This window comes from Ignavibacteriota bacterium (assembly GCA_013285405.1).
Lineage (GTDB): Bacteria > Bacteroidota > Ignavibacteria > Ignavibacteriales > Ignavibacteriaceae > IGN2.
The window spans coordinates 3755492-3768173 of sequence record CP053446.1; the positions used below are offsets into that span (position 1 = coordinate 3755492).

The 12682-nt window shown below is 35.5% G+C and carries 13 protein-coding genes; 4 read left to right on the forward strand and 9 right to left on the reverse strand.

Going from position 1 to position 12682, the window contains the following annotated elements; translation table 11 throughout:
• Nucleotides 1-17: 17 nt before the first annotated feature.
• The 5 genes from HND39_16405 to HND39_16425 all read right to left on the reverse strand — a co-directional run bounded on the left by HND39_16405 (nt 18) and on the right by HND39_16425 (nt 5294).
• Nucleotides 18-1154, reverse strand: a complete 1137-nt coding sequence (locus HND39_16405) for a collagen-like protein (GenBank protein ID QKJ97728.1) — start codon at nt 1152-1154, stop codon at nt 18-20.
• A 42-nt stretch (nt 1155-1196) separates the two neighbouring features.
• Nucleotides 1197-2234 carry a CxxxxCH/CxxCH domain-containing protein gene (locus HND39_16410; protein QKJ97729.1) on the reverse strand — a complete coding sequence of 346 codons (1038 nt, stop codon included), beginning with the start codon at nt 2232-2234 and terminating at the stop codon, nt 1197-1199.
• 20 nt (nt 2235-2254) lie between these two features.
• A complete protein-coding gene (locus HND39_16415) occupies nt 2255-3451 on the reverse strand; it encodes a cytochrome C (protein QKJ97730.1) in 1197 nt (398 codons plus the stop codon).
• A 5-nt stretch (nt 3452-3456) separates the two neighbouring features.
• Nucleotides 3457-4578: a hypothetical protein gene (locus tag HND39_16420; protein ID QKJ98046.1), complete on the reverse strand. Its 1122-nt coding sequence runs from the start codon at nt 4576-4578 to the stop codon at nt 3457-3459.
• Between the two features lie 179 nt (nt 4579-4757).
• Complete coding sequence (locus HND39_16425) at nt 4758-5294, reverse strand: cytochrome C554 (protein QKJ97731.1); 537 nt, start codon at nt 5292-5294, stop codon at nt 4758-4760.
• Nucleotides 5295-5744: 450 nt separating this feature from the next.
• On the opposite strand from HND39_16425, the gene HND39_16430 reads away from it, so the two are divergent.
• Nucleotides 5745-6191 carry a hypothetical protein gene (locus HND39_16430; GenBank protein QKJ97732.1) on the forward strand — a complete coding sequence of 149 codons (447 nt, stop codon included), beginning with the start codon at nt 5745-5747 and terminating at the stop codon, nt 6189-6191.
• A 21-nt stretch (nt 6192-6212) separates the two neighbouring features.
• Here HND39_16430 and HND39_16435 read toward each other — a convergent pair whose 3' ends face one another.
• The gene (locus tag HND39_16435; GenBank protein QKJ97733.1) at nt 6213-6503 is read right to left on the reverse strand and encodes an ATP-dependent Clp protease adaptor ClpS; all 291 of its coding nucleotides are present in this window, start codon (nt 6501-6503) and stop codon (nt 6213-6215) included.
• A 139-nt stretch (nt 6504-6642) separates the two neighbouring features.
• On the opposite strand from HND39_16435, the gene HND39_16440 reads away from it, so the two are divergent.
• From HND39_16440 to HND39_16450, 3 genes are read left to right on the forward strand one after another with little or no spacing between them, the layout of a single operon-like run.
• The gene (locus tag HND39_16440) at nt 6643-7392 is read left to right on the forward strand and encodes an electron transfer flavoprotein subunit beta/FixA family protein (GenBank protein QKJ97734.1); all 750 of its coding nucleotides are present in this window, start codon (nt 6643-6645) and stop codon (nt 7390-7392) included.
• Between the two features lie 12 nt (nt 7393-7404).
• Nucleotides 7405-8379, forward strand: a complete 975-nt coding sequence (locus tag HND39_16445; protein ID QKJ97735.1) for an electron transfer flavoprotein subunit alpha/FixB family protein — start codon at nt 7405-7407, stop codon at nt 8377-8379.
• A 12-nt stretch (nt 8380-8391) separates the two neighbouring features.
• Nucleotides 8392-8985 (forward strand): hypothetical protein, encoded by a 594-nt coding sequence (locus HND39_16450; GenBank protein ID QKJ97736.1) that lies wholly within the window; start codon nt 8392-8394, stop codon nt 8983-8985.
• A gap of 5 nt (nt 8986-8990) precedes the next feature.
• Here HND39_16450 and HND39_16455 read toward each other — a convergent pair whose 3' ends face one another.
• The 3 genes from HND39_16455 to rodA all read right to left on the reverse strand — a co-directional run bounded on the left by HND39_16455 (nt 8991) and on the right by rodA (nt 12675).
• Entirely contained in the window at nt 8991-10460 is a 1470-nt protein-coding gene (locus HND39_16455; protein QKJ97737.1) for a DUF2851 family protein, read from the reverse strand.
• A 168-nt stretch (nt 10461-10628) separates the two neighbouring features.
• Nucleotides 10629-11438: an orotidine-5'-phosphate decarboxylase gene (gene pyrF, locus HND39_16460; GenBank protein ID QKJ97738.1), complete on the reverse strand. Its 810-nt coding sequence runs from the start codon at nt 11436-11438 to the stop codon at nt 10629-10631.
• 7 nt (nt 11439-11445) lie between these two features.
• A complete protein-coding gene (rodA, locus tag HND39_16465) occupies nt 11446-12675 on the reverse strand; it encodes a rod shape-determining protein RodA (GenBank protein QKJ97739.1) in 1230 nt (409 codons plus the stop codon).
• Between the last annotated feature and the right edge of the window lie 7 nt (nt 12676-12682).

Consider the following 12682-nt stretch of genomic DNA (forward strand, 5'->3'; position numbering starts at 1 on the left):
ATGACTATTTTTTATAATTATTCACCTGCAGTTAATTCTGCAATTGAAGCTTCGAGTAATTGGTGAGCATATTTTGTATTATGAGAACCAAAACTTAAATCATGTTCAACAAAATAATAGTTGAATATTGCACCGGATAAGTAAGCCGGTGAAATGACTAGAGGATTGCTGCTGCTTGCATTTAAAAGTCCAGTACTTGGATTGAGCCATCCACGATCAACAAGCAACGTGTGTAAACTGTCAAGAAGATGATGGGTTTCAGTTTGACTATCTTCATAATTTAGATCAAAAGGTGTTGAATGGCAACCTGAAATTGTACAACCACTTATCAATTGTTGTTCTTCACCATATGTGCCTTCATATCTGATATTCATGGTATGACCACCTCCAAAACCAGTTCCTGCATTTGGATCTGCCATATGACAAACTATACAGCCTTCGTCTTTAATTACCTGACTATTAGCATGGTATGAATTGCTAAATGTATAACCCTGGAACTCAAAACCACCTTCACCGGCAAGCATCTGAGCTTGAACTCCATAATGAGGATACCAGCGATTTGTTGAAATTGTTATTACATCTGTACTAGCTGTTTTCGTTGGATCTGGTTCTGGATTTATGGATCTGGTTTTATGGCAAGTTGCGCATAGATTACCTTTTCCGTAATCGAAAACATAATCTGGAACACCAGCAACTCCAGACATTATTGTTACCGGATCTTCAGTACGAAGTGAGAAATCTGCTCTTGAGTGCGGAGAGTGACAAGCAAAACATCCCGGAGGAGAAGCATGAATATTATCAGTAACTTGTCTTCCCATTTGTGACTGTAGATAACCCTCGGTTGTATGGCAGGCAGCACATTGTGCAGTGTTTCTTTCATAATCTCCACCTACTGCATGTTTTGAGAGTATCCACTGATATTTTCTTGCCCAAACAAAATAAGTTGTATCAAAGTCAGGATTATGACAGTCAGCACATTTAATCCCTTCTTTAAATCCTTCCCAGTTAACAAAAGATCCTGGACCTGGTTCTCCTGGATCACCTTTATCGCCTTTTGGACCTTGTGGGCCTTCGGGTCCTTCGCAGGCTGCAAACATACCCACTAAAAAGATTCCTGCGACGAGTAATCTAAGTAGGCTGCTTATTTTTTTCATTTAAGTACTCCTGATTAATTATTTATATTAACTATTAGTGAGCTAGAATTCAATATCATTTCCAAAAAGATTTAACAACCCATCTATATGCTTAGCAGGATTAATTATATTTTTATTTGCATCCACTACCCCACCATGACAATTCGAACAATTTTCATTATTTGGATGACTCCCGCCAGCTGCTGAAATCTTGGGTAATGGGTTAGTACCATTACCATGACAACTTCCGCACGCAGAGGTTGATGGATTTGTCCAAACCGGTTTGTTATCCAGATTCCCATTTTTAAAGTAACCGTGACAATATGTATTACCACAAGTTAAATCGTTCGGATTATAAGATGGATTTGGAACAAACAGAGCGAGTGTTGAATCATATTGCGTAGTATTAGGTTCATTAGTTACTAAATTTGCTCTTGGATTATTCATTAGAACTTCAGCCGGAAGTTCCGAATCAACGTGACCAGGTGTATATACTCCACCAGGAACATTATGACACTCAGTGCAAGTTAGATTTCTTCCAACTATCCCACCTTTAAGATGTATTTGATGAGCGCCAACTCCTCGTTCTGTTGTTGAAGTGTTCCCGTTAATATCCTTTGGTGGTGCGTTACTTGTTGGGCTGCCGTGACACGTCGTACAATTTTCCGGACCTGCTGCATTGTTATGACAATTAAGACAAGTAGGTGAAACATATCCACCTGAGTAATTTTCAGCATGACAGCTCTGACAGCCGCTCATCTCCCACTGATCATTCCTGATATATTTTCCATGAAAGTTATTACTAGCTGGATCCAATATTCCGCTTAAGTGAACATTAATAGTGGGATGACATTTGTTACAGCCAGCTTTTGCAGTTCCACCTGAAAAATCTGCTGCATGACATTCACTGCAATCATACATTCCATTCGGTGAATTCGCAATTGTTTTCGGATGAAAATTTTTTGACGTAGAAGAATATAAACTATCACCGTGAGTATTAATTTTTGGAACTGACGGTATATCAGTATTTAATTCGCTGCAGGCTGCAACTAAAAGGAAAGCCAGAATAAGAGTAATATATGTTAAAACTATTTTAGTCATATTATTTTCCGTTTTTATCATTACATACCATGACAATAATTACAGAAGCCGGAAGTTTGCTGCGACATGGGTGATGCACTCGTGTGACAATTATAGCACATAGAGGCTTGAGTATCGTGCCAGTCTCCTCTTTCATCCTTCATATAATTAGATACGTGAGTTTTTGGATTGGTACCTAAAATACCATCGCTATCGAGATGACAGGTAATACATGTTGGATCTGCGCCCTGAACATCGTGACAAGATACACAACTTTCAATATCTCTTCTTGCTAACCTTGCATGATCTCCACCACCGGTACCAACACCAATCGTCTTAAATGTTGGTAAGAGATGTGATGATGGAACTATACCACCCATTGCAAAATCTGTATTCTCAGATTGATGACAACTTGCACAAAAAGTTTCGATCTGATGACAGGACTGACATTCATTAGTTTTTCCTTTAGCATCTATTCCGTGAGAGAATCTGTAACCAAAATCATCATGAACTTTTAATATTGCTTGTTGTTTAGCCCCATCAACAGAATTACTTGGATAATAAGGGGCATAAAAATCATCAGGTAAATTCATTTCTGTAATACCAGTGGTTGCAACGTGGCAATCCTGACAAGTTGTGTTGTCGTGACACATCATACAGTTAGCATTCAACTCCCAGGCAAGAAATTTATGTGATCTTTCAAAATCAACATTTCTATGGTTTTGAGGTTTCAAATAATTTGTTGATATATGACAGGACTCACAAGCATTGGAGGCTATCTTTACTTCATTATGACAACCCGAACAATTTTCCATAGGAGGATTTAATTCAGCACTTTCAAAACTATAATCAACTTTATCAAGTCCTTTATGGCAATCGATGCATTGCAATCCTTGCACTGCGTGGATTTTGTGATTATAAATCAACTCGGGTTTTTTCTGAATCAATGGTTCATAATTATCATTTATATGACAAGTACTGCATTCAGCATCATTATCTACTTCGTGGCAGTTAACACAGTTATCATGATTTGGAAGAAGCCTGTCGTTTAGCGATATACTTTCGGCAACAGTTGAATGGCAATCAGCACAATCAACTAATTCATTATGCAGGGAGTGAGAAAATTTAATCAGATCTTTATTGCTTTCAACTGATTCTGATTGTTCGCCTGAAAAGGCAACCATCAACAGCAATGAGCTGCCGATAACAAAAATTGTAATGTATAAATTCTTTATCATAATTCTCAATTAAAAATTGTATTAAACCAGAAATTAAGCTTAAAGAATAATCTCCAATCATTATTGTAAATTTTATTATTCAGAAATTGACCCTGAACATCAAATGAGAGAGTTCTGAATGGTCGAATATTTGTCCCTGCCAACACTGAAACTAATTCATTCGAGGGGTCACCCTCTGTCAGTTTGTATCTTGTATAAGAAAACCCTAATGAAGGAGTTAAAAAACCATCAAGCTGGGAAAATGCAGTGTAAAGAGAAATTGCATCCATCTCACCAGCATAACCGAAATTTTTTCTCGCTGTGATAGAGCCGTAAGGAGATGAAACTCCTAATGTAAGCCGTTGTGATCTATCATCTTTGTATGTAACATTAGCAAACTTACCAATGACGGTGTATTTGTTATCGATCAGATAGTCAACACCGGCTTCAACTTCCCAGGTATTGCCATAATCGAAAACTGAAAAAATTGAGTTATACCTGATTTTCGGTTCTCTGTAATTATAATATGCATTTATACCAAGGTTCTTAATTGCTTCATATCTGCCTGATATTTCAAATCGTGAAGTTGTTTGATAGTTAAGGTCATAATCATACCTGATGTTGCCACTTCCAAACTTTTGTTTGAAGTAAGAAACTTCACCGGAAAGAAACTGATACTGATTTGATTCATTTTCAATCAACACATTTATCGGGTTGAGTTCAGGATCTAATCGAACAGCAGTATAAGATTGGCTTTTAAAATTTTTGTTGATATACTTAGCACTGAATCTCCAATCCAAAAGGGCTAAAACCGTAAACTCGCCGCCAAGCAAATAATTATTTCCCCAATCTTCAATCAACTCCAGTTTCTGATAAGCAGGTACATTACCGCCGTAATAACCAGTCAATTTATACCCTGAATAATTCAGTCCAAGAGTTGCACCATCGAAAACACCGCCAGCAATCGAATTAAATAGAGGTTGTCTGCCAAGTTTTAATGACGCTACATCAAAAATATTATTTATATCTGCATATAAATTATAAACTCTGAATCTTGGATCACTCTTCTGTTTATTTGAAAGATCATATTCAAGGTTGAAGTTGGACCTCAGCCACAAATTTTCTTTTCCAAAATTAAAAGCGAGCATCTGGTAAGTTCTTGCGTTGGTAGTAGATGATCCTGATGTATCGAATCGTTCGAAAGTGTAAACCGAACTTGAAAATCTGCCGTTAAGGCTTTGTGGGATGATTGTGAAAGCCATCCCACTTGCTAAAAGTAACAGTAAAAATTTTTTCATAAAGTATTATCGCTATTTATGCAATTGCTTTATTGTTTGGGAACCGGATGTTTAATCTTTTCCCACATTGCTTCTAATTTGAAATCCACGTAAGTCGGGCTTTCAGCATTATGGCATCCGATGCAAAAATCTTCTATATTTTCATGGACAATCAAACCGTTTGCAATTGCATCAGCACGATTTTCCATAACTTTTTTGCTTTTATAGTCAGCACCTGCACCATGGCAAGTTTCGCATTGAACACCTTCACTAACTTTAAATTTTTCACCAATGAATTTTGCATCTACATTATAACCGGATGCATGACACTTCAAACATTCAGGTGTTTCAACTGCTTTCGTGGTAAATCCTTTTTCCTTGGCAATCTGGTCTGCTTTTTCAGTTTGAAGAGTTTGATATGCCTGAGCATGTTTGCTATTCTGCCAGATTGATAATTGACTTCCCTGCTTTTCAGATTTGTGACACATTCCACACGCACTTGTGCCGATAAAGCCGTGTTGTTCTGTCTGAGCAGAGATAATGAAGATTGGTAAACTGATGAGTGCAATAAAAATTCTGAAATACATATTCCCTCCTGGAAAATGATTTTTTTTTCAATGTATAAATAAATAATGTCTAAAAAAAAACAAAGGAGAGCGCTTAAAATATAAGTTGTTACATTCAGGCTCTCCTTTGTACTAAGGAGGCTATGCACGGCTAAAGACAACAATCACACCAATTTTATTCAGCATACTCAGCTAATATTTTCATATTTTTAATGATAAATTCCAACAATTGAGAAAAGACAATTGTTTCTTCTCATTGATTAGAATAGATAAGCCTTTATCAATACACAATCTTAATTTGAAAGTGATAATTAATCCTCTCTAACTCAACCCAAGTCAACATTAATCAGAAAGCACTAATCTTAAATGAATCAGTTCTGAAGAAATGAAAAATGACACTGAATTTATTCTTTTTTGATAACTCATGATTTAATTATCTTTTCATAAAGAATTAAAAGGAAATTCTCCTGTATGCTTAAATTTATTTTATTGTTTTTATTTGCTTACGTCTCAGTATATACTCAGCAGGACGATAAACATGTTTGGAAAGTGATCAACGCCGACGATGGTTCCAAGTTCTGGTTTGATTCAGCTTCTTTAGACACAACTAAAGGGGATAAATTTAACATCTGGATACTGCAAACCAATCAGCCTCCAAAAACTTATGAAGGTATTGATGGCGAAGTTTTCAGAGTAAAAACTCTCTACACAATAAACCTGACAACAGTTAAATACGGCATTTTAAAAGTTCGTTACTACAATCTCAGTAATCAGGAAATATTTTCATTTGATTATGATAAACCAATGCCTCCTGAAAGTATAAGATATCCTTACCCTATCACAGATAACTCAATTCTGTATTATCTAATAAAAGAATTATACGAACCTAAAGGTGAGCGGACACAAAAAATAAATTAATTTAATTTGAGACTAGTGCCGTCAAGTTTCAATCTGAGTATGAAGTAATATTTCTTCAAGAACACCGGAGACACGAAGACATTCTGATAATACACCCGAATATACAATCGCTTTCCCATTTACATGAACTTCAAATGTTTTATCACGAGCTTCAATAAAGGAACACTTTGTTGCTTTAATAATCTGAGAAATAACTTCTTCAAAAGTATGCCAGTCGTCATTAAACAAAATGACCCGGCTTCCCAAATCAATTTCTGAACTTTCCTTATCTGTTATTTCTAATTCAGGTGTTTGCGTTAATGGATTTTCCATATTGTGAAAATAATTATTAAGCAAATTAAATTAAAGCAGACACTATCTCTCATCCAAAACTATTATATGATTTAATTGTTTTTATAGCAGGTCATCCATATATTTTGAATATAAAATAATGCAATAAAACGGAGATCAAATGAAAATAATTGTTTGTGTAAGCCATGTTCCTGACACAGCAACGAGAATAAAAGTTGGAAATGATGGTAAAACTATAGACCCGGCAGGAGTTACGTTCATTATAAACCCCTATGATGAATATGCAGTTGAGGAAGCTTTAAAGATGAAGGAAAAAATTGGAAGCGTAGAAGTTATTGTAATTACAGTTGGTACTGAAAGCAGTAAAGAAACTATCCGAAAAGCCTTAGCTATGGGTGCAGATAGCGGAGTATTGTTAAAAGATGAAAATCGGCGCGACTCGATTGGAATTGCCAAAGCATTGGCAGATGAAATAAAAAATCAGGGTGCGCAGATAGTTTTTATGGGAAAACAATCTGTTGATTACGATAACTCAATTGTTGGTCAGCTAACCGCCGAACTTCTGGATTTTAATTGTGTTGCAGTATGTGTAAAACTGGATATTGATAACAATAAAGTTGTAGCTGAACGTGAGATTGAAGGTGGAAGAGAAGTAGTTGAGACTTCGTTACCTGCTGTTATTACTTGTCAGAAAGGACTGAATGAACCTCGCTATGCATCATTAAAAGGAATAATGGCTGCAAAGAAAAAGAACATTGAAGAAAAACCAGCATCAGCTTATACACCAACAAGTGAAGTTGTAAGTATGCATCTTCCTGCAGGAAAACAACCCGGACGAATAATCGGAAGTGATGTGTCCGCCGTACCTGAACTGGTCAGACTTTTAAAAGAAGAAGCAAAAGTAATTTAAGGAATACAATTTATGTCAAGTAAAATTTTAGCAATACTCGAACAAAGAGATGGTATCATCAAAAGAGCAGGATTTGAAGCGGCAAGCGCTGCTTCAAAACTCGCCATTGATTTAAAATTATCTGCAGATGCATTGGTCATTGGAGACTCGATATCAAATCTTGATGAAATATCAAAATACGGGATACAAAAAATACATTATCTTAAACACGCTGCATTAACAAATTACTCTTCATCAGCTTATTCAGAAGCGATTTCAGACCTGGTGAAAGAATCTGATTACGATACAATAATTCTTGCAAACACAACACTCGGGAAGGACCTTGCACCAAGATTATGTATTAAGCTGGATGCTGCATGCCTGGTTGATTGTATAAAAATAAATGTAACTGGAGATGAATTAGTATTTACAAGACCATCTTATGCAGGGAAAGCACTTCTTGATATAAAACTATTGAGTAAGAAAAAAGTTGTAACAATCAGACCGAATGTATTTAAAGCTGAAATTGTAAATGCAAATGCAAAATCTGAAGTGATTGTTAAGGAATTGACTGAAGTTAACTTACGAAGCAGAGTCACATCATTCAAGAAATCGGAAGGTAAGCTGGATGTTGCAGAAGCTGATATTATCGTGTCCGGTGGAAGAGGAATAAAAGGGCCAGAAAATTTTCATCTTATTGAGGAATTGGCAGAAGCATTTGGTGGAGCTGTCGGTGCTTCACGTGCAGTAGTTGATGCTGGCTGGCGACCTCATAGTGAACAGGTTGGTCAGACAGGTAAAACAGTTTCTCCGTCACTTTATGTAGCTTGTGGAATTTCAGGTGCAATTCAACACCTTGCAGGTATGTCGTCATCAAAATATATTGTAGCCATAAATAAAGATAAAGATGCACCAATTTTTAATGTAGCCGATTATGGAATTACCGGGGATCTTTTTGAAATTCTTCCTGCATTGACCAGCGAAGTAAAAAAACTTAGACAATCTTAATAGAGAAAATCTTTGCAAAAAATAGCCTGTGAAATTTTAAATCTTTCTTCCAGTCCTGCAACAGGTGGTGCTTATGCCATCCTGTTAAAAGAAATTGACGGAAAGCGTAGGCTCCCAATTATAATTGGTGCATTCGAGGCTCAGGCAATTGCTCTCGAGATTGAAGGAATAAAACCACCCAGACCTCTGACTCACGATTTGTTGAAACAATTAACTGATAGTCTGGGTGCTACTGTGCTTGAAGTGATTATTGATGAACTTAGAGACAACACATTTTTTGCAAAAATTGTACTCGAAGTATCCGGTTTTACACAGGAAATAGACGCAAGACCAAGTGATGCCATTGCTTTAGCCGTTCGTGTTCAATCACCAATCTATGTTTCTGATATTGTTATGGAATCTGCTGCTTTTCTGCCTTCGGATGAAGTAGAAGAAACAGCTGCTCTAAGTTCTGCAACCAACTCAACTGAGCCAAAAAAACCTCCGACTAAAGAAGCAAAACTTGCGGCACTGCAAAACAAACTGAGGGAGGCAATCGAAGGTGAAGAGTACGAAAGAGCTGCAAAAATCCGTGATCAGATTAAGAATCTTACAAGCGAGAATTAAACAGACTAATTGAAGATTTTCTTTCCGATTTTACATTCCAGACATCTTTCCTTAACACAATAATTTCTGAAGAGCTCAATCATAGCCTGATAATTTACACTTCTTCTTGAAGCTTTTTCTAAACCAAGTGTGGATTCCACCTGATCAACGACCATGTTCGAACCGTACTGAGTATATTGAATATACAAATCCTTAACTCTCAATGCTGAATCTTTATTCTCGAAAATTTCAAAATACAAATTAAGAACAGGAAAAAGCACGTTTATTATCATCTCATCAGCTCTTGAAACACCAATAAAATAATTCAACTTTTCTTTTGATAGCTTGTCAAAATTAAAATGAGTCATCCAATAACCATTAGCATCGGTAATAAGATAGTTTCTTAGAATTACATTTGCTTCTTTTACATTCCTATATTCATTAAAATAATTTATTAAAGATTTGAATACACCATTTTCTAAAAAATGTGAAAGCAGAAGTCCACCACCACAAAGTCTGATTGTTGGAAAATTTTGTGGACGACTTTTGAAAAAGTTCCAATCAGTAATTTTGAAAAATGGACCATCATATTTTTCCCGGACAGAATTCCATACTTCAACTAATGTTCTTATATACTCAGCGGTCGCTTCCTCCTTAAAATTAACTTTTTGAGGAATCATTCCACTCACATTAAATAAAGAACTTTCGATAACCGTATTAAAGTTTTCATTTCCTCTGAAATTATTTAGAAAGTTGATATTCACAGCTTTCGCCATCCGAATCATAATTTCTTTATTGCTGGAATATCCGAGCGCTTCAAAAATCATCTCATAAATCAGTTGTTCCCATAAGTGGATATCACTGAAATCTGTTGCAGCATATTTCTTGTTAAAATAATCTTCACCAAAATCATATTTTAAAATTGGTTCTCGTATATTCATTTCTTTGAGATATACCATCTCCTTTAACCGGTCAAGAAATCTTCTGGACTTTCTGTTAAATCGTTCAATGCCAAGTTCAAGAAGAAATTCAAGTTTATCTTTTTTATGAATCGTATCATTTCTGCCGTAACAAGGCATCCTGAATTTTCTGTTTTCTTTTTCAGATTTAACCGCATCGATTAATAATTTATGAATGTTCGATTCAACGAAATCAAGCAGGCATAAAGAGTTGATTTTTCTACCGTCTTTACTATAAACAAAAGGTTGATGTCTGTCCTTTGAAATAACGAGATGTAGAATAACTTTGTTATATTTTTTGTCGAAGAAATGTCCGTGAGTTTTCCAATCGGAGTGCCAGCTATCGATTTCTATATCACCGAGATAAGTAATATTACCAAATTTAATCCTGGCATTAAGAAAATCAGGTCCGGCTGAATCTTTATTGTGGGTACCTGGATCAACAATCTCAATTTTTTCAGAGTTATCCAGTTTAAGTTCCTTTTCAAACTTACCATCTTTCCAGATTTCATAGACGAGTTTTTCGTTAATACTCATTTTAATTCAGTAGTAAACCTAAAATTAAACTCAGCTTTTTCAGTCTAAAGATATTTGCTTTTTCTTATAAAAGAAAATACTAAAAGAAGATTTTTTCAAACGCTATGTGCAGGGCAAAATCGAGTTTTTATTCCGGATGCGTTCTACGAGATATGAACAGCAGTAGCTTTATTGATTACTTTCTGATACCAGATTGTTCAATCGCTGAAGTTCACTTTTAGCTGCTTCTGCAAAATCTTCTCCAATACCTTTTTGAATGATTCCTCTGCTGACATTTATCAGGAAATTGCATCGCTTGTGTTTAAACAAAAGCCCGATAATATCAGAAAGGCTTCCACCCTGTGCACCAACACCCGGTATCAAAAGAGGCAAATCATTGATTAAGTTGAGATTATCATTTAGCTCATTAATTTGTGTGGCGCCAAAAACAAGCCCACAATTCAAATTTTTATTCCACTGATGAACTTTCTTTATAACTTGCTGATAAAGAAATTCACCGGAAATCAATTTTGATTTTTGAAAATCTTCAGAGCCAGGATTGGAAGTCAATGCAAGTATAAAATTAAATTTATCTTCGTAGGAGAGGAATGGTTGAATTGAATCTTCCCCCATATAGGGATTTAAAGTTGAAGCATCAAAATTAAAATGCTCAAAAACAGATCTGGCATATAAATTTGATGTATTACCTATGTCACCTCTTTTTCCATCAGCGATTGTAAAAATGTTTTGAGGGATGAACGATAAAGTTTCATGCAGATTTTCGATACCGGAAGCACCTTCACTTTCATAAAAGGCAAGATTTAATTTATATGCTGCTGCTGAATCTGATGTCGCTTCGATTATCCTTTTGTTGAATTCAATAACAGGATTTTTATAGGTTGATAAATGAGCAGGAAGTTTTTTATGATCAGTATCAAGCCCGACACAAATATATTTTCCTTCAATATTTGCTGACTTAAGTTTTTGGATGGCATTCATTTGAAAATCAAGTGTAATTTTTTCTTGTGCGATATAAATTTGCAAGGATACCAAGCATAAACAAATTGACTAATAATGAACTTCCCCCGTAACTAATAAAAGGTAATGGTATTCCGATAACAGGAAGTATTCCAACTACCATCCCGAGATTAATAATAAAATGAATCAGATAAACAGTAAGTATTCCAATCGAAACTAAACTCAGAAATTCATCCTTGGTGTTGAAAGTAAGCTTTAGAATCCGAAGGAACAGGATCAGAAAAATACTAATGACTATTATGCTGCCAATAAATCCAAACTCTTCGCCGATTACGCAAAATGCAAAATCTGTCCATTGTTCAGGTATAAATTGAAGCTGGGTTTGGTTCCCTGATAAAAATCCTTTTCCTAAAAGTCCACCTGACCCTATCGCTACTTTCGCCTGAATAGTATTATATCCAGAACCAAGCGGATCTGCATTAGGATCCAGGAATGATTGAATCCGTCTTTGCTGATGTGGACTTAATGCATGATAAACGTAATCAGCAAAAAATCCGCTTGCCAAACCGATTGCAAAGATTGATGCACTAAAAAATAAATTTCTCTTGAATGTAATAAGTAAAGCAATCACCAAAAGCATTGCGATTATGAAATAGACAGTACCAAATATTGATGCTATTGCAACAAATGCAGGAGATAAAACTACGAATAATGAAAATGAGCTAATCCCCTTCCAGAAAAACATCATCAGAATAACACCCATAAAAACAATAGATGTGCCCATATCCGGTTCAAGCAAAATTAGCATCACTGGTGTAAAACCAATTATTAAAGTAAAAAGAATATCTTTAAAGGAATCAATATTAGAACTATTTCTGCTTAGATAAGCTGCGATTGCCATAATTGTAGCAATCTTTGCAAGTTCAGATGGCTGGAATCCAACTGCACCAATGACAAGCCAGCTTTTGGATCCGGATATTTGTCTCCCAATACCTAATACAGCTACAAGTAAAAGTAACGATACAATGTATCCCGGGATAGCCAATGTTTTAAAAACATTTGTTGGTAGTGAATATGTAATAAAGAAAATAATGAAAGCAAAAACTCCCCATACTATCTGCCTTTGAAAATTTTCTTGTGCAAATGTATTATTGATTGTCGAACTGTAAATTGCAAGTAATCCAAATCCGAACAGCGCTAATGCAGGCAGGAAGAGACCAAAGTCAAATTTATCTTTTATGTTATAATCAATTCTCACTTATACT